We start from the raw sequence: 23,755 nt of genomic DNA, 5'->3' as shown, positions 1-23,755 counted from the left end.
GGTCGGCCAGAGCCGCTGCTCCGTCGGGGACGAGCGGGCGAGCTCGCCAGCAGGCAAAAACGGGGGGTGCCTCTATGGTTTTCGCCAAGCGGCTGACGGCAGGATTGTGGGCTGTGGGTCTTGGTAGAGGGTTCCGTCGCGGAGCATAGTGTAGAGGACGTCGGAGCGTCGGCGGGCGAGGGCGATGAGGGCTTGGTTGTGGCGTTTGCCTTCGGCGCGTTTTGCGCTCGTAGTAGGCCCGTGAGGGCGGGTGGTGCGACGCCGCGAAGGCGGAGAGGAACAGGGCGCGTTTGAGTTTCTTGTTCCCGCCCCGGCTCGAGTGCTCACCGCGGATGGAGGTCCCGGAACGGCGGGTGACCGGGTCGATGCCGGCGTAGGAGGCCAGGTGGGTGGCGGAAGCGAAGTGTTTGCCGGTGACTTCGGTGAGGATCCGGGCGCAGGTCCTGACGCCGATGCCGGGCATCGAGGTCAGGACCCGGTGAAGAGGGTGGGCCTCCACCAGGGCCTCGACCTGGGCGGTGATCTCGTCGCGCTGGCGCCGCAGGGACAGGAGCTGTTCGGCCAGTTTCGGGAGCACGATCCCGGCCGCGCCGGTGCCCACCACCACCACGCTCTGTTGCCCGAGCGCGGTGAAGACGGCCTCGGTGAGGCGCTCGGCGGCCCGCGGGGCGTGTTTCTCCAGCCGGGCCCGGACGTGCCCGCGGTGCGCAGCGCTGCAGGGGTCGGGTACCGGGTGAGCAGATCCGCGACGGCCGGGTGGTCCAGTTGCGGGCCCAGGGGCCGTTCCAGGGCGGGGTGGATCTGGGTGAGCAGGCCCCGGATCCGGTTCGAGACCGCGGTGATCTGCCCGGCGAGATCGTCATCGAACCCGCAGAGCACCCCGAGTTCGGCCAGCGTCTGATCATTCAGGGCGATCGAGCGCAGGGTGTGGGGCATGGTGCGGGCGGCGTCGGCGATGATCATCGCGTCCCGTGCATCGGTCTTGGCCTGGCCGGGGTGCAGGTCCGCGATCCTGCGCATCGCCAGGCCCGGAATGTACCCCACCGTGGCCCCGGCGGCCTGGGCGACCGCGACCGGCAGCGCCCCGATCGTGGCTGGCTGATCCACCACCAGCAGGATTTTCCCGTGCCCGGTGAGCCCTGCGAGGATCTCGCGCAGCTTCGCTTCATCGTTGGGCAGGGCCTTATCGAACAGCTTCCGGCCTGCACGGTTCAGGGCCACGGCATGGTGGCCGGATTTGCCGACATCCAAACCGATGAAGACGTCCACGTCCTGCTGATCCACGATCACCTCCATGCCCGCTCCCTCCTCCGTCACCGTATGTGCTGGCTGGTCAGCGGCGGCAGGTGTCGCATCCACGTTACGAAGAACCCCTCGTCGTGCCTCTGACAGCGATCAACTGCCGCCAGGCCCGCCCCGGTGACAACACCCCCGGATCATTGATGACTGGGGGCAGCAACCATGCCGGGACCGACCGGCCAACACACCCACATCCTGCACCAGAACCCGGGCTACGAAAAAGGTAACGGGGGATTGCTGCCCCACAGCGAGCTAAACGTCACATGTAAAGACTGGAGGCGCATTGCTTTTTCACTTTTAGTCCGTTGGAATCCAACCAAATTATCCAGCGTGGCGAACCACTGGCCGGAGTGGTCGCCCGTAGGTCAGTGCATGGATGAGCACAGATGTGTTGCGTCAAGTTGACCTGGTACACCCGGTGCAGCGCAGGCGAGGTGTCACGGGTCGCCGGTGGTTCGCATGGTGGCAGATCGAGTCAAGTGGCCCTACGTGTCGCGCTGAGGATGGCGTCATGGGTGTGGGTGGTTGTGTCCTGTGTGTGGCTGTTGCGTGGGCGTCGTTCGTTGAGGGTAACCGTCCATTCGCGTCCGAGCCGCTGGGCGATGTCGTTGGGCTGGCAGTAGTCCCTCGGTTCGAAGCCGTCGCGGGCGGCCATGTTGCTGATGTCGTGGGTGACGAACAGGATGGTTCCACCAAGAACCACAGAGTTGAGGATCCCGGGGAGAGCCCGGTCAACGCCTTTCTTAAGCAGCGGCACGTAGTGCATTGTGACGAGAGTGTAGGGGCCCTCCGGTAGTGGGTCCTGATTAATGTCGCAGGTGACCCAGGTGATGGAGGTGTTGTTGCTTGAGGTGCGTTGGGCTGCGCGGTGGAGTGCGGTAGGGGCGACGTCGAGTGCGGTGACATTCCAGCCTTGTTGGGCGAGCCAAATCGCATCGGCGCCTTCCCCGCATCCGATGTCGAGGGCACGGTCTGCCGGAAGGTGCGAAACTTCGGTTATGAGGGTGGGATTTGGGTCGCCGCTGAACAGGCGCGGACCGGTTTTGTATCGGGTTTCCCAGGACGAGTCCGGATTCATGGCAGATTTCCTTATGAAGGCGGATTGCAGAAACGGAAGGGTGGGTGCTTTATCTGGTGGGGGCTTTGTCCGGGTGGTCCGCAGGGAGAGTGTTCACGCGTCGGGTGATCAACGGGCCGCAGATGAGGGCGCCGGTGAGCAGAATGCCGCTAGTAGCCCAGAACGCGACGGTATTGCCGTGGATGAGCGCATCCATGTCGGTGTCTGCGGGTGCTGGATGCGTAGACAGGTAGGAGGCGGTGGCACCGAGGGCAACAGTATTAAGCAGAGCTGTCCCGACGGCGGCGCCGATCTGCTGGGCGACGTTGACCATAGCTGAGGCGGCTCCGGCATCCGTGGAATCCACTCCAAGTGTTGCCAGGTTCATCGCCGGCCCAAAAATCAGCCCGAACCCGATACCGGCAACGATCAGCCCGGGAAGGATGCTCAAAGTGTAGGTGGAGTCGGCATCAATGAAGGTGAACGATGCTGTCCCGACGGCGGCGGTGACGAGGCCGGCAATGGCAAGCGTACGGGCTCCGACGCGTGGGAGCAGAACGCTTCCTGCGACGATCGCCCCTATCACGAGCATGATCACCATCGGCAGGAAAGCCAGCCCGGTGGCCAGAGGCGTAAGACCACTGACAGTTTGCAGGTGGTACGTGAGGAAGAGGAAGGCACCGAACATTCCGATGCCGGCGATCGCGACCATCAGGTAAGCGCCTCCCCTGTCACGCTGCAGCACCACGCGCATCGGCAGGATCGGGTGCGCGGCCTTATTCTCAGTGGCAACGAACAACACCAGCAGTGCCAGGCCGGTCACGATTGAGCCGATGGTCAGGGGGTCGGCCCATGAACGGGATTCGGCGATGGTGAGGCCGTAGACGATAGCGAACATACCGAAGCCTGAGGTGATGGCGCCGAGAGTATCGGGGCGGACCTTCTGTCGGGGAGCGGATGCATCAGGGGGAAGGATCTTGATCACCATGACTGTAATCGCGGCGCCTACGAGGACGTTGATCAGCAGGCACCAGCGCCAGGTCAGGTATTGCGTGAGGAGCCCGCCGAGAATCAGGCCGATTGCGCTGCCGCTGCTTGATACTGCGCCGAAGATGCCGAAGGCTTTGCCGCGAGCCGGAATGTCGGCGAACGCAGTAGAAAGCAATGACAATGTCGTCGGTGCCATCAAGGCAGCCGCAATGCCTTGAAGGGCCCGGGAAATGACGAGCGTCTCGAATCCACCTGAAAGCCCTCCCAGCAGGGAAGCCATGATGAAACCGGCCAAGGACAGGAGGAGCAGTCGTTTGCGGCCGATGATGTCCGCGAGCCGGCCGCCGATGAGCAGGACGCTGCCGAAAGCCAGTGCGTAGGCGGTGATGACCCAGGGCCGGTCGGCGTTCGAGAACCCCAGAGCAGTCTGCGTGGCCGGCAGCGCCACGTTCATGATCGTCGAGTCAAGGACCAGGAGCAGCTGGGTGGCAGATAGTGCTGCCAGAACCCACCAGCGAGCATCTGCACTGGTGCGGGGAGGCATTAGGGACAAGTTAGGCATGAGGGTCTTCCTACTGTGGTTCGTCGATTCGCCAGCGCGGATGCTTGGGCGTCAAACTTCGTTTCGGGTAGCGCGGATCGCGGTGGAAGTGTCCTCGGCGATCAGGTCAAGGTTGATGGTTCCCGCCGCGATGGCGCCTGCATTCGCGGCCCCTAGGACATTCAGGTTCGGGTTGGTGAGATTACCCGCGACCCATACGCCTTCCACGGCGGTCCTGCCGGTCTCGTCCGCCGGGATGTGATCCCCCATCCCCGAAGGATGAGGTTGGGGTGTCAAACCCAGCGGGGCAAGGAGTCCTGCGCGAGGTTTGGCCAGAGGTGCCACCGCAATGGCATCGAAGGAAAGCTGCTCACCCGTTACGAGCCGTGCCCCTGACACGCGGTCGTTCATGGTAACTATCTCAACCACTTCGCCGCGGACGGTACGAATACCGCGCGCAGCGAGCTGCTCCGCCTGCTCCACGGTTGGCTGGTTCTGAGTGTGAAGCAGCAGTGTGAGCTGATCAGTCCACTGGCTGAAGAGCAGCGCTTGGTGAATGCTTCCCGGAACAGTTGCCAGCACACCAACGCGCCGGCCGCGCAGCTCCCAGCCATGGCAGTAGGGGCAGTGCACGACGCTGCGCCCCCAATGCTGATCAAGACCTGGAACATCCGGGAGCGTGTCCGTGATCCCCGACGCGGCCAGCACGCGTCGAGCGTAAGTCTGTTCGCCGGAGGCCAGGTTGGTAAGAAAGCCCGCGGAAGTACCCGCTGTGGTAACGACAGTTCCGTTGACGACCGTGACGTCATACCTGACCAGTTCCGCCCTGGTCGATTCCAGGAAAGTTGAACGCGATGTGCCGTCGCGAGAGGGAAACCCGTATATGTGCTCAGCCCGCGCATTTCGCGGTTCAGCTCCGTCGATAAGAAGCACCGATCGGCACGCACGTCCCAGCATCAGTGCTGCACTCAGGCCTGCGGAACCTCCACCTATGACCATGACGTCATAGCTCCGCCTTGCCCAACTAGTACGACTGTCATTAACGCGCTGCATGCTCATACGGGTAAGCGTGACCTGCAGGTGCGACGGATCAAAATAAATTTGCAGAAATCGCAAATCGCTCACAGTATTGATGTGTATGACGATGGACTTCCACGATGTAATCGACGCGCTCGGGTCCCGGCTGAGGCAACAGCGGCACAGCAGCGGACTCACGCTCGCCGCGGTTTCCGAACTCACCGGTATACCAGTCAGCACCTTGTCACGTGTCGAATCAGGCAAACGCCGACCCGGGCTCGAACTCCTGCTGCCTTTGGCTCGGGCCTACAATGTGCCCCTGGAAGATCTCATCGGCGCGCCAACCAGCGGCGACCCACGCCTTCATCCCCGCCCATTTCAGTACCACGGGATGGTGGTGATTCCCCTGACCCGCAACCCAGGCGGCTTACAGGTCTTCAAGCAAATCCTGCCCGCAGCACTTACCGACAACATGACCCCAGAGCCCAAATCACACGAGGGCTACCACTGGCTCTACCTGCTCAGCGGCCGGCTCCGCATGATCCTCGGCGAAAAGGACTTCATCCTGTCCGCGGGCGAGGTCGCAGAATTCGACACACACCTACCACACTGGTACGGCAACGCAGACGAGCACGCCGTCGAGTTCCTCAGCATCCTCGGAGCCCAAGGACAACGCATTCACCTCAAAGCAGCCATGCGGAAGTAACCCCAAAGCACCACCGCCGCGACATCTGAGGATGGATGCTGCGACCTGTTGCGCCAGGTGCACCCAAACGCAACTGTTCAAATCGCCCCGCAATATGTTGTTTTAGGGTTCTTTTCTGGTTTTTGTGTGAATTGCAGCGGTGAGTGGCGTTGTTTTCGCAGTGCTGTGTGGCCGGACAAGCCGCACGGGTTCGCTCCCCAGCGCGCCAATTCCAGCATCACGCGCCCGAGCCCGCGGTCCGCGCCTGGTGTGTTCCTACACTTCGGAGGCGCTCCAGCTCCCACCGTCGCAGATTGAACACATTTGTAAGAGCAGTCGGTAATCCTGTGGGGAAATCACGGTCCAGGAGTACGTCGTCGAGACTGCCGTCCAATTCGCCTGACGCTAGGACACTATGCTTGCAGGTCGGCTCGTCCGGCCGGATCAGCGGGGCGTGATGACCAATCGGCCGATGGTTTCACCGGACTCGAAGGCACGGTGTGCGTCTGCGACCTTGTCCATTGGGAAGGACGCGGCGATGTGGGGCTTGATGATGCCGTCGGTGAGCAGCTGTGAAGCGTGCTCGATTGCGCAGGGGGCGGGCTGGCCTGCGAAGCCGCGGACCCGACGTCGACCGGTCGGGATCGAGGCGAACACCGCTCCGAGCGCGGACGGTGACTTGAGTGCTGCGGTCGTCACCATGCGCCCGCTCGGCTTCAGTCGCTTCCGCCACGCCAGGAGGTCGACGCCGGTCGTGTCGAAGATGCCGTCGACGAGCGGGATGTCGCCGGGGCCGGTCCGGCGGTAGTCTAGGACCTGATCAGCCCCGAGGCTCATGACGAAATCGGCCGTCCGGTCGGTCGCGATGCCGATAACCCGAGCACCGTGGTGAACTGCCAGTTCAACCATCGCTGAGCCCATTCCTCCTGCAGCGCCGCGAACAACGACGGTGTCCCCGGAGATAACGGGAACGTGTTTCAGGGCAGTCCAGGCGATGGTCGCAGGCACCAGAGCGGATGCCGCTTCCTCCGGGGTCATGCCGGTTGGAGCCGGAGCTGCGGCTTCGGAAGGAAGCAGTGCGTAGTCGGCGAGCATCCCCACGGGGAGCGAGAACGCGTTGCCAAGGACTCCCCATACCCGATCGCCCGGCGCGTAGCGGGTGACCTTTTCCCCGACAGCGTCAACGACACCCACCAGGTCGATGCCGGTGCCGTAGGGCGCCTTCGTCCAGGTGATGCGCTTATACCCACCATCGCGCGCGAGCACGTCGACATAGTTGACGCTCGTTGCCTCGATGCGCACACGGATCTGCTCCTTGCCGGGAGCCGGCACATCGACCTCGACCGCACTGAGGACCTCCGGGGTTCCATATGCCTTGTACTGAATTGCTCTCATGGAGGTTCCTATCTAAGATATCTGGAGCATCTGCTCCAGATGCCATGTCTACCACAAGTGGATTGCCCACTCCAGTTAAGGGGATTGCATGCGTGCCGATGCCCAGCGCAACCGCGAGCGAATTATCGATGCAGCGTCGAATTTGTTCGACGACATCGGGACATCGGTCTCGCTCAATGACATTGCGGCAGGCGCCAACGTAGGCATCGCCACGCTTCTGCGACGGTTTCCCGACAAGCAAGCGATCATTGACGCTGTGTTCACACGCGACCTCGACCTGTGGTTGGCCAGCGCAAGCCAGGCGCGCACCTCGGACAGCCCGGGGGCGGCGTTCCTCGACCTGACCCGCGCCCTGCTCACCAACCAGGCGCGTCACCCGCACTGCGCTGACCTTGTGGTCCATGCATTCTTGCGATCGGAGAAATTTGCCGAGCAACGCGAGACGTTTCGTGCAGATGTGAAGTCACTCGTCCACAGAGGCGTCGAAGAGGGCGTGGTCCGCCCCGGCACCACGTGGAGTGACCTGGTACTGCTCATGGAGTCCGCCGGGGCACTCGCCCTGCTGGACCCGCACCACGCCGAGGAAAAAATCCTTCACCTGCTGGAGCATTTCGAACGGTCATTTAGGGTCACCCCGAACTGAAGGACTTGGCGAATCCGTAGCCCCCCGCATAGCCTCGCACTCGTACGCGGCGAACTGGCGGCATGGCCGACATCGCACCGGGAGGCCGAGTGCGCGTTGATGCTGTCTCAAAATGGTACGGCGATCTCAACCGGTCAATGCACCACCCGTGATTCTGAGAGTATCGCGGGCTGGTTCGAGGTGGTGATGTGCCCTTGGTAGAGGTCGTTGGAACTGGCCCATTTCAAGACCTGCCGAGGGCGATCGTTGATGAGGTCAGCGATGTCATCGAGGTCTCTAGCTGTAAACCGTCGAAGGTCGGAGCCTTTCGTGAGGTATTGGCGAAGGACCCTGTTGGTGTTCTCGTTTGACCCGCGCTGCCAGGGGCTTCCCGGGGCGCAAAAGTAGACGTTCATCCTCAGGTCCGCGGCGAGCTGCTGATGCTCTGCCATCTCCCGACCGCGGTCCCAGGTCAGAGACCGGCGCAGCGGCTCGGGAATGTCCTTGAACGCATTGGTCAAAGCGATGCGTACGGCATCTGCCTTATATCCGTCGGGGAGATGGACGACTTTGACAGCCCGGGTAGTGCGCTCGACCAGCGTCGCCACCGCGGAAGGCCTCTTACCCATGACGAGGTCACCTTCCCAGTGCCCCACCTCAACGCGGTCCTCGACCGACGCCGGCCGGGCGGTGATGGGCACCATGTTCTTCAACCGGCCGCGGCCCAACGATTTCTTCGCCTTGCGTGGCCGGCGGATGGTGCACCCGGATCGCAAATGCTGGGACATGCCCCGGTCAAGCTCACGGCGGTAGACGTAGTAGATCGAGCGGTAGATACCCTCATGGGACAGGCGCATGGCCGGGTCCTGGGGATAAGCCAGCTTCAGCCAGGCGGCAATTTGCTCCGGAGACCATCCCAGAACGAGCTTCTCCTTCACGACCCGTAACAGCGCCGGTCTTTGCTTGAGCCGGGTCGGCTTCGGCCGCTTCATTCGGACATGGGCTGCCTGCTCAGCAGCCGTTGCCCGGTAGGCGGTGCGTCCGCCGTTTCGCGCGAGCTCCCTCAAAATGCTCGAGTGAGACCTCCCCAAGGCCGCGGAGATTCTGCGGGCAGACAAACCTGTTGCAACACCGCGAGAAATTTCCTCGCGCTCTTGATGAGTCAGGTGCCGGTGGTTCCGTCGAGGAACCTTCGGCTTGATGCCTCCATGACCCCGGAGGAAGTACTGGACCACGTGCGCCGGTTGGCCTACCCGGTCACCGACCTGACGGAACGATTCACCGTCCCGCCACCCCTCCCAGATCCCCTGCTGCTGCTCCGTCGTGAACTCCACACGCACCTCCACCACTCATCCTGCCAAGTAGTGGTGCATTGACCGGTTGAGACCGCCACAGCTTTCCAAGACACTCATTGGACCCGCGAACATCAGTCGAGTTCCTTGACGTTGCAGCCAGGCGCTGGTCGAAGTGTCGATCCGCCAGGACCACCGCGCGGGCCGGCGCGTTGTGCTGGGCCGCTCCACACCGTGGCAGACCAAGGACCCCGCGGACGCCGACAAGAAGCGCTTACCCTCGGGCCTAGATCGCTGCCCGACAGCAAACACTGAGCGCCGGGCAGCGCTCACCTTCTATCCATCGGGAATACCGAGTCATCCGCCCTGGAGGTGGCCCTGGTGGGAGCCCGCCAGTTGGTCTCGGCCGCGGTGGAGGAAGAAGGCGTCACCGCATGAGCGATCACCTCCTACGCCTACGATCGACCGAGGTGACTAGGACCGTTGGGAGATCGATTATCAGATGACCGGCGCCAGCACTTCCGTTGGATCAGACCTGACTAATGCACGCGTGGCAGCTTATCCGCGTGTGGCTCCGGCCGGCAGCCAGCCGGTCGCATGACTGGGGATTTAACGCATTCCGTCCGCATGCCTGCCTCAGAGTTCGCGGGGAGGGCGGCCATCTATCTGCTTGGCTACTTCGTAGCGCTGTCCCTGGTTCTCAAGGATGCGCACCGACGTCGTGGCCTTCTTGAGGGCCTCCTGGAACAGATCCGACCGGTGATGACGCTCGATCGTATCCTCATCCTCCCACCCCTCGGAGAGGTGGAATGTGTTGGGATCGAGGATGTCAGCAGCGAAGACGTAGTACACGCACCCGGGCATTTGGCCGGTGGGCGGGATATGCTCTGCTACCGCGTCCACGAATTTCTGGCGGTCGTCGGGATGCACCCGGTAGTAGGAGTTGAAGATGAACGCTGTCTTCGTTGCGCGGCTTTTCACATTGGACTCTTCCATTGTATGTATGCCTTTCTGGAGCTGTTGACTGATTGAGAACTAGGCCTGCAGGAGCATGTGTTTTCCGCTGAGAGCCCCATCAAGCTGTATCAGGGAGCCCCCTTCGCGCAAGCCGCCAAGGAGCACGGGAGCGAATCCCAGCCGCTCGGCGAAAGTTGTGAATTTCCCGTTGGTGGACTCGTCGTCTCCAGCGCAGAGGACAACCTGCCGGCCTTCAGGGTGAATTGGGCTCGAGGAGATGAAGCGTCCAAACATCGCATTGAAGGCTTTCACGATTGCGGCTCCCGGGAAGTTTCCCGCTACCCATTCGCTTCCTGTCAGGTCGCCGATGTTAGCCCGTTCCGCGTTTCCGTCGCGTGTGGGCGAAGCGTACTGATTGGTCGCGTCGACGATGATGGTCCCGGTCCAGCCAGCGCGCAGGTTCCCCACCTTCGGTACTTCCGAGAAAGGCAGGGCGAGGATGACCATATCGGCCGCGAGGGCATCGGGGACTGACCCGGCAGTGACGTTGTCGCCAAGACTGTGTGCGAGCTCCCGCAGTGTTTCAGGCCCACGACTGTTGCTGATCGTGACGTGGTAGCCGTGCGCGGAGGCGTGACGGGCAACAGCCTGCGCGACAGTTCCTCCGCCCACGATGCCAACGCTCAAGATTTCTGAATCGGACACTGTCGTTAGCTCCGTTTTGGGTTGAAGATGGATATTGATTGACCGTGCGCGTGCCGACGCCGCTCGATCACTTCTGCGGCCTGTTCGAGCGAAAACGTCTGTCCGACGTTGATGACGTCCGGCCGCTTTGCCACGAGTGCGACTGCAGCCTCTGTGTCGGATCGCTGGACGTCGTTGGCGAAAGCCGTCCAGCGGAGAAAGCTGACGCCCTTGTTGGACAATTCCCGGGGGATGAGGTCTGGCCCTCAGCTCAACGGCCGATGAATGCGGGTGGGACGTACTGCTCGCCTTGGGTGGCGGCGCGCGCGATTTCGTTGATGGCGTTCTGCGCATCGACTGAGGAGTAGAGATCCATAGAGAGGTCGAGCATCAGCGCATCTGCGCCCGCGACCCCACCACTCGACCAAGCTTTAAGCAACGCTCGGGACGCCGCGTGGCCACGCGTTGCCCCCTTCGCCAACTGCTCCCCGAGCGCTTGCGCCACGCGATCGAGCTGATTGTCCGCTTCGACGCGGTAGACGAGTCCAATGCGTTCGGCCTCTCTCGCGTCGATCGTCTCGGCCATCACCACGTGTGCCGTGGCTCGACCCCGTCCGATCCTTTCCGCGAGACGCTGCAGTCCACCAGCGAGGGGAGTCATTCCCGAATTCGCCTCAACCCAGGTGAACGAGGCTGTGTCGCTGGCGATGATCAGATCTGCGCGAAGGACGAGCTCGTAATGACCGCTGATGACAGCGCCGCGCACCGCGCAGACCGTCGGGATCCGGAGCGCCTCGATAGCCGCGTACGCCTGATTTACTTCTGCGATGAAAGTGCGGAACCAGTGGGGGTCTTTCCCAGGCCACTCTCTAACGTACCCTCCGGTGCCGAAATTCGGTCCTTCTGCCTGGATGACCAAGGAGCGTATGCTGCTGGCGCTGGCATCGTGGACTGCCTGAAGGAGGTCGCTTGCGAACTCTCGGCTCAATTCGTTCTCGGGCGGATTCGATAGAATAATGGACCCTACGTCGCCTCTTTGTTCGAATGTGACGGTACCCATGGTTTCTCCTTTTTGAAGTGACGCTCGTTGCCTCATCGGTCTGACGCGTGCTCGAGCAACTCGCTGGGTGGGGGAGGTTAGCGACGTGATTCTCCGTCTCACACCCAGTATAACGCGTTCTTGTCCATTCAGTCTATAATTAAACACTGTGACGTGCACAGAATGATCACTCTGGCCGACACTCTGACGGCTTCTGCCGATAATCAGCGCGGAACTCGCGCCCTATGCGGCTTCATCGCGGGGTCCGCGCAGAGGCTTTCTCATTTTCAAGGTTACGAGCAGCGCGAAACGTCTCCCCGTTCGATGGCCACCTCAGACGCGTGGCTCTGAATCTCTTCAGGTTCGCGCAGAAGCGTGCGGATGCAGTTCGCCGTGGTGGCGGCAACGCTGTTCAGGGTCGCGGCGCCGTCCTCAGCTCCGCTATGAGGAATCCGCAGCAGTATTTTCCCGCTGCCGGCGCAGACCATCTGCGGCAAGCTCGGCTGTTCCGGTCTCGTGCGGTCAGCATGGCCGCGGCCGTCGGGCGCGGGAGGAAATCCGGCAGGCGGGAGATCTCCACCGGCCACGCCAAGGTCGAAGGCACCCGGGACTTCAAAGCCCAAAGCCTCGCACCGGCCGACATCGGAAAGGTCATTGACGCCTGCCGGCGCGCGGTGTATCGCTACCTCAGCCTTGAAAGCAGTTCGTTAGTCTGACGCGACCGGCATCACGGGCGGCGCAGAGCGATGGAGCGACAATGGTTCGACGACAGCGGAACGTCCTGGGGTGACACCGGCACCTGTTCGGAAGGGTCTGTCCCCGTGGGGAAGGGCCAAGAGGCGGACGATTTCATCAGCGGTCGATTGGGCTGATGCACTGACGCCGGGGCGTACCGAATCTGAGAGTGGTTCCCCGGCACCGGTGCCTGCCGGGTAGTGCGAGCCGTGGGCACCGGTGGCCGCGGAACGGGAGGCGCTGCCGGGACGGCGGGCATGGCCGAAAGCCGGGGTGGCCTTGGTGACCGGCCCAGGCACCATGATGCAGGTGTCGATGTCGAACTGTGCTGCTTCGTAGGATGTAGCTACGGCCAGGGCATCGAGCGCGGCATGGGAGGCGGCGTACGGTGCGCGGAAGAGCTCTGTTGTTGCTGGAAGGGTGCTGGCGACGTACAGCAGTGTGCCGGAACGCTGGCCGCAGAGGTAAGGAAGGACTGCACGGTTGACTCGGTGGGCGCCGAGGGCGGAGAGGTTGACCAGGTGAACGAGGTCCTCGTCGGCGAGCCCACGCGCGAGTCCGGTGGAAAGGTCCCCGGCGGTGTGCACCACGGTGTCGATCCGGCCCGCCTCGTCGACGATGGTGGCTGCCGCGGCGTTTGAGGAGTTCTGAGACGTGACGTCCAGTTCGACCACGCTGAGATCGATTCTTTCGGTCCGGGCCAGTTCGATCAGGGCACGAGCACTGGCCGAGTTTCGACCGGGGACATCGGCCATGGTCGCGTACACGGTGTGGCCGGCCCGGGCGAGTGAGCGGGCTGCTTCGTTGCCGGCTCCTGTGGCGGCGCCGGTGATCAGGATGCTGGACATCGAGGTGTCCTTAGGTCGAAGGAGTTACGGTGGCAGTGCAGCGCGGGGCTCACGGGCTGTCGGAGGTGGATCGCGGCCGGGTCTCCGGTGCGATGGCCCGTCGCGGGAACGGGTCCCGGGCAGGCCCGCCGTTCGCGGCGGATACCTGTCCGTGCATCCACCGTCCGCCTCCGGCCGGTGGATGCGGGGACCTTCCTGGTGCAGCACGGGGGTTCGCGGAGCGGGGGGCGGCCAGGTGTTCGGCGGCGGCGAGGGGTTCGAGCAGCAGGGCCCGTTGGTCTTCGGTGAGCGCCTGGGGAAAGCTCAGGGCCAGGTGTGCCATGGTGAGGGCGGCGACCATCCAGTAGGTTCCCTGTGTCTCCCCGGTGGCTGCGGTGACCATTTTTCGAATCCGCCGCTGGTCGATATGTCTGGCATGTGAGGCGACCGCCGCCGCGGCAGGGGCATATGAGGTGTGCCTTTGGATGAGGGCGTGGCGCTCGGCGGCCGCCCTCAGTTGGGTCTCGGTCCACCCCCGGTGCACGATACGGGGGGCGGGCAGAACTGCTGGTCTCATCGGTTGTCCTAAGGGGTGGGCTGCCGGCCGGGTAGCCGAGGGCCGTGCCTGGAATCGGGCACGGTGGGAGCAGCCGCGGAGGGCCGCCGTTGCCGGGGGTTCCTGCTCGGCCGGGTCAGGACACCTCCGACGAGGGCACCGGGGCGGCTCAGATCGCGCCTCTGTTGAGGAAAATGGTTTGACCGTTCTTCCATCGGCCTTCTCCGGCCAGCAAAGCGGTCACTTCCGAGTAGCCCTCGGGTGCGCCAAGACGTTCCATGGGGCTGAGGGATGTGATGTGGTCGGTGACCTGCTGTGGTTTGCCCTCGAAGAACAGCGGGGTTGCTGTGGGGCCGGGAGCGACGGTGTTCATGGTGATGCCCCGCCCGGGCAGTTCCCGGGCCAGGACCAGCGTCATGGCTTCCGCCCCCGGCTTTGGGCGCCGCGCAAGCCCCATAGGTGGGCATCTGCAACCGCGTGATGCTCGTCGACAAATTGGTGAGGGCTCCGCCTCTCCGGATCTGGCGCGCGGCCAGCTGACTGATGAAGGTTCCGCCCAGGTCGGTGCGTTGGATCCTGTCGAAGGTCCCAGGATCCATCTCGGCGATGGGCGCCAGCGGCATGATCCCGGTCGTGTTGACGGCCACGTCGACTCCTCCGTATTTCTGGGATGCGTGATGGAAAAGCGCGGCCATGTCCTGCTCATCCGCGACGTTTTCTTCGTAAGCCACCGCCACCAGCATTCACACGATCACCGGTGGGTCATTCGGCGGGTACCAAGACGTCCTCGAGGCCGCGCCAACGGGCGCGTACTCGCGTGTGTGGATCATGGCCGGCGAGAACCAACTGGTTGTTCGCGGCCAGCTCCTCGCAGCGTTCGTATGCGGCAACTACTTCGTCTTCGTTCTCGAAGATTGGAAACGGGTTGCTGGAAGTACGGTTTTCGTCAAAGTGAGCACTGTCAGAAGCAAGCTCGGCCCATCCCTGGCGTGTGTTGACCCGGACGACCTGAAGTCCGGGAGTGTGCCCGCCCACGCGGTGGAGGCTGATTCCCGGGACAAGCCCGCCGTCACCGTCCCAACGGCGCGCCCGGTTCTCAAGCGCGGCCGCTTCCAGCGCTGCGACGTCGGCTTGTTCGAGCGTGGGTGCTTGTTCGGCACCTGGTGCGCGGGCGAAGGCGAGTTCGTCGTTTTGAATGTGGATGACCGCTCTCGAGAACGAGGGGAGGCATCCGAGGTGGTCGTGGCGCGCATGCGTTGTGTCGACATCGGAGAAGTCGCCGGGATGGAGGTGCACCCGCTGCAGTTCGAATGGAGGTCGCTTGGTGCGCTGTCGTTCATTGAGGACATCCTTGTCTGTCAATCAAGCATCCCGGGGAGCCGGATGCGGGAACAGTCGATGGCTACGTGCACCGCCGGCGACCTTGTCGGATGGGAGCGGTATCGAAACTCCCCGATGGGGATCCACCCTCCGCGAAGACGATGTGCCGGCAAAACTACCGTCCATTCAGACGAATGTCAATATATGAACCGAGCTTCAAATAACGTACTTCTTGGTATCTAGTGCTCTGCGGGGTGCACAAAGACTGGCCGTCGGGGATAGAGCAGCTGAAAGCCCCAGGTCCTAATGCAATCAGCGACGGACTGCTCGCCGGCCCGTGCCTAATCGGCGCGGGCCGGACGGGTGCGCGCCCCGGTTGGAGCGGTCCAAGAGATCAAGCATTTTTCACCGCCCACTGACGGTCTGGCCGCCCACTATGCCGTTGGAGGGACCGTCAGGGGAAGAGCCGCCCGCCAGGAGTCAGATGAGATCCCCTGCGCCCGTTTCCGCCTGACTGTCCGGGCGCCCGGGTGCTTTTGGCTGGTGCGGGCCAATCGCCGTTGGATCACCGCAGGCCGCTTGCACTGGGGCGACACGGGGGCGACACGCGGACGCACGCTGCCTTCCGCACTCGAGGATCCAGCCGGTGGACCGGCGCCCGCCGGGTCGGAAGCGACGCCCCCGCTGCGCAATTCGGAGAGCGAAGCGGAGCTGATGGAACCGTCATCGTACAGCGGCCCGGCGGCGCATGCCGCAAGACTCAGGTAGAGACCTTTCTGCTCAGAAGCTCCGTCGCTTCGGCTGCGGCTGACCGAACCGCATCAACGAAGAAAGGCTGGAAGCGGTCCATCCGGGTCGTGGGAGTGACCACGCCCACCGCACCAAAGACATTGCCCCTGGCATCAAAAACCGGCGCTCCAACGCTGGAGATTCCAAGATCCGATTCCTGGCCGTCCAAAGACCAGCCGCGTTTTCGTGTGTTGTCAAGCTCCGCCACCAGCCGTCGGCTCACAGCTTCGCGCTCGGAAGCGGAAAGGTTCTGAAGAGCCTGAGCAAGCATCTCGGCCTGCGCAGGCGGGTCCAGATGCGCCAGAACAGCCTTGCCGGACGAGCGAATGTGCTCGTTGCCCGACTGGCCGACGTAGAGCCCGCTGACACGGAGCGGCTGAGAACCTTCCACCAGGACCTTCAGGATTACGCTCCTTCCGTCGCGCACGGACAGGTAGGCGGTTTCGGAAGTCTGCTCCGCAAGTCGATTCACGATGGACGCGAGGCTCTCGTTCACATCGAACGTGTCTTGATACGCGCGAAAGAGCAGTCCGACCTGGCTTCCAAGCGTGAGGGTCAGGTCGTCGTGACGCTCGACGTATCCCCGTGCAACCAAAGTGCGCAGCAAATGATAACAGGTGGTGATGTTCAATTCGAGTGCGGCCGCCACCGTCTGAACGGTGGGGGGTTCTGGCGCGGAGGCCACGAGTTCCAGGAACGTGAGCGCACGTTCGACGGTCTGCAGAGTCTGTTGCTTTGGTCGAGTGGTGGTGTTGTTCACATTATGAAATTATCACGAGAAACTGACAAGCGCCGAGTACCCTGCACTGCTTCGGCACAGCGGTGAAACCCTCCTGAGTTCAATTTTGGAATCCAGGCCCTGAGATGTCGCGGCTCCTCCGGGCCGGATTTCCGCCGGCGCCCGAAGGGTTCCAATTGCGAAACGGGAATCATAGGCCTTTCGGCCAACGCCTTGCCGCTGCTTCTGGGTGCCGCGGTCCGGCTCCCCGACGGCGCGGGACGCCGGGGAACTGAGGGACTCCCGTTCGTTTCCAGCCGTCCGGCGTCCGGCGGGCGGCTGCGCGGATGCCCGCTTCCGAGGACAGCGGCCGACCTGCCACAAGCTGACCGGTCTCCCGATGTGCTTAGGCCATGCCCGGGGAGGCCCGGGCCCAAACCTGCTCCGGACGGCGGGCGGCCAGAAGAAATATGAAATGCATATATTGAAACGTGGTTCATCATTTGATATGTTCCTTCCAGCGTAGCTATGGGAGCCTCTCGAACTGTCAGGATCACATCGCTATCCGAGACTCTCAGGAGGCAACAAAGATGTTCTCTCACGCAAAGCTCACAACCGCCGCAGCAACCGCCGCTTTGTTCCTTGCAGGGTGCAGCAGCCCACCGACCGGCAGCGCGTCGGAGGACGATTCATACTCAATCGGCCTTGTCTCTTTCTCCCAGGCCAACTCAACCAGCAACAACATTCTGAGCGGATTTCAGGAGGTCGCCGACAAGGAGGGATGGGATACGACCCTCGTTGACGCACAGGGTGCACCGGACAAGGCCATCGCCGCCATCCAGAACCTGGTCGGAAAAAAGGTTGATGCGATCTTTTATACGGTATTCCCCGCAGACGCAATGGCGGCCGGTGTGCTCGCAGCAAAAAATGCGGGCATCCCGGTCCTGACGGCGGGTGGAGGACTGGCCGATGGCGTACAGGCAACATGGGACTTCGGTTACGCCCAGGGAATGGCCAGCGCAGCGGAGGTGATGAAGGACCTGGGACCAGGGGGCAACCTGCTCGCGCTCGGATATGACCTGGGCGGACCGTGCAGCGGGCGCGGGCAGGCGATGAAGGAAGCGGCAGAAAAGACCGACGTCAACGTAACCTTCCAGCAGGTCACCATTCCAGGTCAGGTGCAAAGCGGACAGCAGTCCGCACAGGCATGGTTGGCGGCGCACCCGGCCGATTCCGGACCAAACGTTATCTGGGCCTGTTTCGATGAACCTGTCCAAGGAGTGAGCGCGGCGGTCAAGGCCGCCGGCCGCTCGGATGTGACCATTCACGGGCTGGATGGCCCCGCAGTGAATCTGCGCGCCGTTCAGGACGGAAGTCAGGACAGTACCGTCTGGATTGACGCAGTGGGCTCTGGCCGGATAGCAGCCGAAGCGATTCCCGAGATCCTCGAAAACGGAGTTGACGGCGCCGCAACCATCGATGAAGTGGCACCGTTCACCCTGGTCACACGCGAGAACATCGAGGAGTTCCTCGCCGAGCACCCGGAGGCCCTTCAGTAAGCCCGGTGCGGCGAGGGCTGCCCGGCAGCCCTCGCCCACGGCGCCGGATACACAACCAACGCGTGACCGGCGCCAACGACCGAAGATGTTCCCGGCCACGACAGAGGCAGAGGATAAGGCCGACAGGCCGCGGTCGACAATCTAGGCAAACCTCCCTGAACCCACTCCCCACTTGCTGCGGGCTGCGGCCAAGGCAGCAACATGCCGCGGATTCAGGTTGCCGAACAAACCAAATATATCCATCTGCTCCCGGCGGAAAGCCCGAGCGCAGCACGACGATCTGCCCGATGAAGAAGGCTGAAATGGAACTGACACTCGGAACACAACGCAATGTATCCGCCACGTCCCCCGTCATAGCGGCAAAGGGTATCTCGAAAAGTTATGCAGGCGTCCCCGCACTGCGCGGAGCGGACCTGAACCTTCGGGCCGGAACCGTGCATGCACTGGTGGGAGCGAACGGCGCGGGAAAGTCCACCTTCGTCAAAATTCTAGCCGGCCTCGTACATCCCGACGCCGGTGAAATTAAGGTCGATGGCGAGGCGGTCTCCATCGACTCACCCTCGGTGTCCACAGCCCTCGGTCTGAACTTCATCCATCAGGAACTGAACCTCGTGCCCGGGTTCACCGTCCTGCAGAACATGGCAATGGGCTATTCCCTGCCGACCACGGCGGGCCTGGTCCGGTGGTCCGCCGTGCGCAGACGGGCCACCGAAGTGCTGGGCCGTTTCGACGCGCGTCTGCCGCTGGACGCCGACGTCGGCCTACTGTCGGTGAGTGATCGCTGGATGGTCTCTCTGGGACGTTCACTCATGCGGGACGCCCGGGCAGTGGCCATGGACGAACCCACCGCGTCATTCACAGCCGCCGAGGCGGAGAAACTGTACGAGGTTATCGGCACGCTGACCGGCAGCGGCGTCGCTGTCCTGTACATCTCACACCGACTCGATGAAGTACTCGCCCTGTCCGACGAAATAACCGTTTTCCGCAACGGCAAAGTCGTCGACAGGCACGAGAGGGGAGAGGTGAACCGGGCCGAACTGACCGAATCCATCGTCGGACGGGAGGTGCTCGCCATGCACACCTTCCGGCGGCCGGCAGCCGCACCCACGGAAGCCGCCGAACCGGTCCTTACTCTTCACAACGTGACCGCCGGCAGCCGTGTCACCGGCGCCAGCCTCCAGGTCCGTCAGGGGGAAATTCTGGGTCTCGCCGGTCTCGTCGGCTCCGGCAGGACGGAACTCGCCCGCGCGATAGCCGGTGCGGATGAAATCACCGGGGGCGCCATGATGCTGAATCGGGAACCCTACGCGCCGCAGTCACCATGCCACTCCATCCGGCAAGGGGTCGTCCTAGTGCCCGAAGAACGACGGTCCGAGGCGCTGTTCCTGGAAGAATCCATCAACTTCAACATCAATCTGGCAACCCTCGACAAGAACACGCTCGCGCCGTGGCTTCCAATCCTGAGCGCTTCCCGTTCCCGTAAGGCAGCGGACGCCCAGGTGCGGGAGCTGTCGATTAAAAGTTCTTCCAGCAGCCAGAACGTGGGTCACCTCAGCGGAGGAAACCAGCAAAAGGTCGTCCTTGCCCGATTCCTGCGTACCCGGCCGTGCCTCCTGATCCTCGACGAACCGACCGTCGGAGTGGACGTGGGTGCCCGCGCCGAGATTTACGCACTGGTCCGGGCGCTGACCAACAACGGAACTTCCGTCCTGATGATTTCAAGCGATTTCGAAGAACTCGGAATCTGCGACCGGGTAGCCGTCATGCGACAGGGGCGGATCGTGACGGTCGTTGACGGAGACAACGCAACCGTCGATTCCCTTACAACGCTTTGCTACAGTCCGGAGGACTGACATGACCACCACCGCAGCACCCAAAAGAGACTCATCCAGCGTCAACCTCGACATCTGGCAGCTTTTCGCCCGGTATGGTGCGATCATCCTGCTTGTTGGGCTGATCGCAGTCTTTGCACTGACGCTCCCCGCGTTTCCCACCTGGAGCAATGCCGTCAATATACTTGATCAGATCGCCCTCCCCGCCATCGTCGCAATGGGTCTGACCGTCGTTCTCGCCGCCGGAGAATTCGACCTCAGCATCGGTTATCAGACAAGTCTGGCTGGCGTGCTCTGCGTAGGGTTTATTCAGAACCAGGGGCTGGGCCTCCCGCTCGCCCTGTTGGTCACGGTTCTGGCAATGGCGGCGGTCGGCCTCCTTAACGGCATTCTGGTCGCACACTTCAAGATCAATTCGCTGGTCGCAACCCTGGGTGTGGGGACAATCGTCGTCGGCTTGAACTACGCGTACACCAAAGGCATTCCCATCAATCTCAGCGACCCCGGCGGCTTCGTCGGACTCTCCATGGGCCGCATCCTTGGCCTGCCGATCCCTATATATCTCATGGCTGGCGTTGGTGCTGCGCTGTGGATCATGCTCAACCGGACCCCGGTCGGGCATTCAATCCAGGCCGTTGGCGGGAACGCGGAAGCGGCTCGCCTCTCGGGCGTCAGAGTCAAAGGCATCCGGATCCTCGTCTTTGTGATCACCTCGATCTGTTGCGCGCTTGCCGGGTACTTCCTCGCATCCCGGACAGGCGGCGGAGCCACAACGGCCGGCGACGGCTTCCTCCTGAGTGCCTTCGCGGCGGCGTTCTTCGGATCGGCAATCCTCCGGGACGGGAAATTCCACATCCTCGGTACGCTCATCGGTGTACTCACCGTCGGCGTGGCCTTCAACGCTATGGCCATCGCCGGATCCGACACCTCCTACCAGTTTCTGTTCCAAGGCGTGCTGCTCATCGTCGGCGTGGGGGTCGGCGTGCTGGCCCGACGCCGCAGCATGACCCGCTAGCTCCCGCCGGCACCACGCCCGGGACCATCCACGAAAGGTCCCAGGGCGACACCTGTCCCTCACCGTGAGGTGACCACCTCATAGGGAGCGTTGCACCATGGCTCACGTATCGGCGGACCGCCCCGACGCCCGCCGCCAAGGTCAGGACAGCCCGAGCGGCCTGCCGATCCGCCCCGCCGGCATCCTGACGCCCGGCCCGCCGTTTGGCCGAAACCCCAACCCAGGAGACGTGATGTCCACACAGCTGCCCCCCGATCCCAGCATCCCGCCCCATCAAGACGGGCGCAAGCTGATCCAGCTGTGCTTCGTCGTGCCGGACCTGGCCTCGGGAATGGCTTACTTTTCCGCCACCTTCGGAGCAGGGCCGTGGTTCCTGGGGCCCGAGCCGGCCGATCAGCCGGGCCACTTCCTTTACAGGGGCAAGCCGCGGCCGCTCGGTGCACGCATCGCCCTGGCATACGCGGGGGAGATGATGTACGAACTCGTCTGCCCCGAACCCGGCTCACAGTCGATCTTCACAGAGTGGGCTGCGGAGCACGACTACGGACTTCACCATTTCGGGTTTGCGGTCCACGACTATGACGCCACCGTGCGGGCGCTCGAGGTAGCCCGCCGCGAGATTCTCTTCAGCGGAGAAACCCCCCGCGGTGCCCGGATTGCCATGGTTGAAGGCACCGGCCCGCTCCGCGCACTCGAAGAATTCATCGAAATCATTCCCGCCAGCGCAAACTTCTATACCTTCATGAGAGGCCAGGCCGCCGTGTGGAACCGCTCAGAACTCCTCTTCACCGGCAAGCTTCCAATGCCGCATCGAAACGCGGCGGAGACGTAGTCCCAATGCCTAGAAACCGCGAGGTGCATCCGATCAAGCTGCATCCCGCCCGGCGCTTGAGCCAGCGGATCACCGATACCCCCGTGCCGCGGTTACCCGCCCCTAAGGGCGCCCTGCCCAAAGTGCCACCCTGCACGGCTTGGCGGCTCCGCTGTTCCCCAATCCAACGCGTGTCACTATTTGACCTCAAGTTCATATAGTGACACAGTTATTGGCAAGCTACCCTCTGGAGGAATTATGAGCACCACAGTCGCTGACATAATTGCCGCATCCCTGCACCGGCATGGAATCAGGATCATCTTCGGGCAGAGCAACCCGACAGCGCTCCTGCTCGCTGCCGAAAAGATCGGCATCAGGCAGGTGTTCTACCGCACGGAGAACGCCGCGGGGGTCATGGCGGACGGCTACTCGCGCATCTCGCAACAGATCGGAGTCGTGGCCGCCCAGAACGGACCTGCGGCAACGCTCTTCGTGGCGCCGATGGCCGAAGCGCTAAAGGCGTCCATTCCCATGCTCGTCCTGGTGCAGGAAGTCCCTGCCTCGACCCGGGACCGCAATGCCTTCCAGGAACTGGACCACTTCGCATTGTTCGCCGGGGTCTCGAAATGGACCCGCCGCATCGATGACCCGGCGCGTGCTGAAGACTATGTTGACCTCGCTATCACCGTGGCCAACAGCGGACGCCCCGGACCCGTCGTGCTGCTGCTGCCCAAGGATGTCCTCGAACTCCCGGCCCGACCCGGGCGCTTCCCCCGATCCCAGAATTTGGGCGGCTTCCCCCTGGACCGGCCCCGACCGGAAGCCGGCACCGTGGCGCACGCCGCGCAGCTTCTCGCACAGGCCCGTTCACCGCTGGTGATCGCCGGCGGGGGCGTTCACATCTCGCAGGCCACCACCGAACTGGCAGCCCTTCAAAACCTCGCTCATCTTCCCGTTGCCACGACCAACATGGGCAAGGGCGCCATCGACGAAACAGCCCCCTTATCGCTGGGAGTCGCGGCAAACATCACCGGAGAACGCGGGCCGGCTCACTTCCACCTGCCCCTTATCTCCCAGGCGGATGTGGTTCTCCTTGTCGGAACGCGGACCAATGAGAACGGCACGGACGGCTGGACGCTGACCTCGCCCAAAGCAACGTACATTCACATCGATGTCGACGGGCTCGAGGTGGGTCGGAACTACGAGGCCGTCCGACTCGTCGGGGACGCACGGTCAGCACTGGCCGATCTAAGCGCCGCCCTTGATGTCATCGACCTGAGCAAGCGGCAGTCTGCGTCGGAGGAACTGGCGGCCACTATTGCCGAAGGCCGGCGAAAGCATGCCGCCGCCGTGTCGGATCGGGTGAGCTCCAACTGCACGCCGATCGGGCCGGAGCGGCTCCTCGCAGAACTCGATGCACTGCTTCAGCCCGAAGATATTGTCGTCGCCGATGCCAGCTACGCCTCCATCTGGGTGACTAGCTACCTCACGGCCAAACGGGCGGGCCAACGCTTCCTCGTCCCACGGGGGCTCGCTGGCCTCGGATGGGGCTACCCCCTCGGGATCGGCGCGAAGCTGGCCAACCCTCAGGCACGGGTCGTTTCCATAGTAGGTGATGGAGGTTTCGCCCATGTCTGGGCCGAGGTGGAAACGGCCGTGCGCGAAAACATCCCGGTTGTCGTCATCATCCTGAACAACAAGGTGCTGGCATACCAGCGCCATGCCGAAAACTACCTCTTCGGCACCACCACCACAGCGATCGAATTTGCGCCGGTGGACCACGCCGCCATGGCACGGGCGCTGGGCGCCCACGGGATCGTCATCCGCGATGCGAACGAGATCGGCACGGTGTTGAAGACCGCGTTGGAGTCCCAGGCAACCACAGTCATCGACGTCATCACAGACCCCGAAGCATACGCCCCCGTACGCGTCTGGGACGAAGATCCGGGGCAGATCAACCCGGAATAGCAGGTTGTATTCGCTCACACGGTTTCGGACGTAGCGGAGGTCCGAAA

Annotated in this window: 21 protein-coding genes and 2 pseudogenes; 8 read left to right on the top strand and 15 right to left on the bottom strand. The window is 63.1% G+C overall.

Annotated features, from left to right (window positions below; genetic code table 11):
• Nucleotides 1-72: 72 nt before the first annotated feature.
• The 4 genes and pseudogenes from GVV77_RS12295 to GVV77_RS12280 all read right to left on the bottom strand — a co-directional run bounded on the left by GVV77_RS12295 (nt 73) and on the right by GVV77_RS12280 (nt 5,012).
• Nucleotides 73-1,296: pseudogene (locus GVV77_RS12295) on the bottom strand (IS110 family RNA-guided transposase).
• 478 nt (nt 1,297-1,774) lie between these two features.
• Nucleotides 1,775-2,377, bottom strand: a complete 603-nt coding sequence (locus tag GVV77_RS12290) for a class I SAM-dependent methyltransferase (RefSeq protein ID WP_159618768.1) — start codon at nt 2,375-2,377, stop codon at nt 1,775-1,777.
• Nucleotides 2,378-2,426: 49 nt separating this feature from the next.
• Nucleotides 2,427-3,890: an MFS transporter gene (locus GVV77_RS12285; RefSeq protein WP_159618766.1), complete on the bottom strand. Its 1,464-nt coding sequence runs from the start codon at nt 3,888-3,890 to the stop codon at nt 2,427-2,429.
• Between the two features lie 69 nt (nt 3,891-3,959).
• Nucleotides 3,960-5,012, bottom strand: a complete 1,053-nt coding sequence (locus GVV77_RS12280; protein WP_201293226.1) for an NAD(P)/FAD-dependent oxidoreductase — start codon at nt 5,010-5,012, stop codon at nt 3,960-3,962.
• A gap of 13 nt (nt 5,013-5,025) precedes the next feature.
• Between GVV77_RS12280 and GVV77_RS12275 the strand changes: the two genes are divergently transcribed.
• Nucleotides 5,026-5,610, top strand: a complete 585-nt coding sequence (locus tag GVV77_RS12275; protein WP_159618764.1) for a helix-turn-helix domain-containing protein — start codon at nt 5,026-5,028, stop codon at nt 5,608-5,610.
• Nucleotides 5,611-6,033: 423 nt separating this feature from the next.
• Here GVV77_RS12275 and GVV77_RS12270 read toward each other — a convergent pair whose 3' ends face one another.
• Entirely contained in the window at nt 6,034-6,984 is a 951-nt protein-coding gene (locus GVV77_RS12270; RefSeq protein WP_159618762.1) for a quinone oxidoreductase family protein, read from the bottom strand.
• Between the two features lie 88 nt (nt 6,985-7,072).
• Between GVV77_RS12270 and GVV77_RS12265 the strand changes: the two genes are divergently transcribed.
• Nucleotides 7,073-7,627, top strand: coding sequence for a TetR/AcrR family transcriptional regulator (locus GVV77_RS12265; RefSeq protein ID WP_159618760.1), 555 nt, complete (start codon nt 7,073-7,075; stop codon nt 7,625-7,627).
• A gap of 134 nt (nt 7,628-7,761) precedes the next feature.
• On the opposite strand, the gene GVV77_RS12260 is transcribed toward GVV77_RS12265, so the two are convergent.
• From GVV77_RS12260 to GVV77_RS12245, 4 genes are all read right to left on the bottom strand, one after another.
• Complete coding sequence (locus tag GVV77_RS12260) at nt 7,762-8,946, bottom strand: IS30 family transposase (RefSeq protein ID WP_425483363.1); 1,185 nt, start codon at nt 8,944-8,946, stop codon at nt 7,762-7,764.
• 588 nt (nt 8,947-9,534) lie between these two features.
• Complete coding sequence (locus GVV77_RS12255; RefSeq protein WP_159618739.1) at nt 9,535-9,894, bottom strand: putative quinol monooxygenase; 360 nt, start codon at nt 9,892-9,894, stop codon at nt 9,535-9,537.
• A 39-nt stretch (nt 9,895-9,933) separates the two neighbouring features.
• Nucleotides 9,934-10,542: an NADPH-dependent F420 reductase gene (locus GVV77_RS12250; RefSeq protein ID WP_159618737.1), complete on the bottom strand. Its 609-nt coding sequence runs from the start codon at nt 10,540-10,542 to the stop codon at nt 9,934-9,936.
• Between the two features lie 268 nt (nt 10,543-10,810).
• On the bottom strand, nt 10,811-11,599 hold the full coding sequence (locus GVV77_RS12245) for an enoyl-CoA hydratase/isomerase family protein (protein WP_159618735.1): 789 nt from the start codon (nt 11,597-11,599) through the stop codon (nt 10,811-10,813).
• Between the two features lie 422 nt (nt 11,600-12,021).
• On the opposite strand from GVV77_RS12245, the gene GVV77_RS12240 reads away from it, so the two are divergent.
• Complete coding sequence (locus GVV77_RS12240) at nt 12,022-12,294, top strand: hypothetical protein (protein ID WP_159618733.1); 273 nt, start codon at nt 12,022-12,024, stop codon at nt 12,292-12,294.
• Here GVV77_RS12240 and GVV77_RS12235 read toward each other — a convergent pair.
• From GVV77_RS12235 to GVV77_RS12215, 6 genes and pseudogenes are all read right to left on the bottom strand, one after another.
• Nucleotides 12,286-13,161, bottom strand: coding sequence for an SDR family NAD(P)-dependent oxidoreductase (locus GVV77_RS12235; protein ID WP_159618731.1), 876 nt, complete (start codon nt 13,159-13,161; stop codon nt 12,286-12,288). The genes GVV77_RS12240 and GVV77_RS12235 overlap by 9 nt on opposite strands.
• A 49-nt stretch (nt 13,162-13,210) precedes the next feature.
• The gene (locus GVV77_RS12230) at nt 13,211-13,717 is read right to left on the bottom strand and encodes a hypothetical protein (protein ID WP_159618729.1); all 507 of its coding nucleotides are present in this window, start codon (nt 13,715-13,717) and stop codon (nt 13,211-13,213) included.
• 148 nt (nt 13,718-13,865) lie between these two features.
• Nucleotides 13,866-14,153 carry an SDR family oxidoreductase gene (locus tag GVV77_RS18490; protein ID WP_281350588.1) on the bottom strand — a complete coding sequence of 96 codons (288 nt, stop codon included), beginning with the start codon at nt 14,151-14,153 and terminating at the stop codon, nt 13,866-13,868.
• A pseudogene (locus GVV77_RS18585) lies at nt 14,137-14,439 on the bottom strand (SDR family oxidoreductase); the annotation flags it as partial. The pseudogene GVV77_RS18585 and the gene GVV77_RS18490, both read right to left, overlap by 17 nt.
• A 19-nt stretch (nt 14,440-14,458) precedes the next feature.
• Nucleotides 14,459-15,058, bottom strand: coding sequence for an MBL fold metallo-hydrolase (locus GVV77_RS12220; protein ID WP_159618727.1), 600 nt, complete (start codon nt 15,056-15,058; stop codon nt 14,459-14,461).
• Nucleotides 15,059-15,776: 718 nt separating this feature from the next.
• Nucleotides 15,777-16,565, bottom strand: coding sequence for an IclR family transcriptional regulator (locus GVV77_RS12215; RefSeq protein ID WP_159618725.1), 789 nt, complete (start codon nt 16,563-16,565; stop codon nt 15,777-15,779).
• A 548-nt stretch (nt 16,566-17,113) separates the two neighbouring features.
• Here GVV77_RS12215 and GVV77_RS12210 point away from each other — a divergent pair.
• The 5 genes from GVV77_RS12210 to GVV77_RS12190 all read left to right on the top strand — a co-directional run bounded on the left by GVV77_RS12210 (nt 17,114) and on the right by GVV77_RS12190 (nt 23,708).
• Nucleotides 17,114-18,082: a sugar ABC transporter substrate-binding protein gene (locus GVV77_RS12210; RefSeq protein ID WP_159618723.1), complete on the top strand. Its 969-nt coding sequence runs from the start codon at nt 17,114-17,116 to the stop codon at nt 18,080-18,082.
• Nucleotides 18,083-18,384: 302 nt separating this feature from the next.
• Nucleotides 18,385-19,935: a sugar ABC transporter ATP-binding protein gene (locus GVV77_RS12205; RefSeq protein WP_159618721.1), complete on the top strand. Its 1,551-nt coding sequence runs from the start codon at nt 18,385-18,387 to the stop codon at nt 19,933-19,935.
• Nucleotide 19,936: 1 nt separating this feature from the next.
• Nucleotides 19,937-20,929, top strand: coding sequence for an ABC transporter permease (locus GVV77_RS12200; protein ID WP_159618719.1), 993 nt, complete (start codon nt 19,937-19,939; stop codon nt 20,927-20,929).
• 97 nt (nt 20,930-21,026) lie between these two features.
• Nucleotides 21,027-21,761, top strand: a complete 735-nt coding sequence (locus GVV77_RS12195) for a VOC family protein (RefSeq protein ID WP_210252847.1) — start codon at nt 21,027-21,029, stop codon at nt 21,759-21,761.
• Between the two features lie 237 nt (nt 21,762-21,998).
• The gene (locus tag GVV77_RS12190) at nt 21,999-23,708 is read left to right on the top strand and encodes an acetolactate synthase catalytic subunit (RefSeq protein ID WP_159618715.1); all 1,710 of its coding nucleotides are present in this window, start codon (nt 21,999-22,001) and stop codon (nt 23,706-23,708) included.
• Nucleotides 23,709-23,755 lie beyond the last annotated feature (47 nt).

This window comes from Arthrobacter zhaoguopingii (genome assembly GCF_009828605.1).
In the GTDB taxonomy this organism is placed as follows: Bacteria; Actinomycetota; Actinomycetes; order Actinomycetales; family Micrococcaceae; genus Arthrobacter_D; species Arthrobacter_D zhaoguopingii.
The sequence above is the reverse complement of the archived record's forward strand: the minus strand, read 5'-3'. Positions and strand labels throughout refer to the sequence as shown.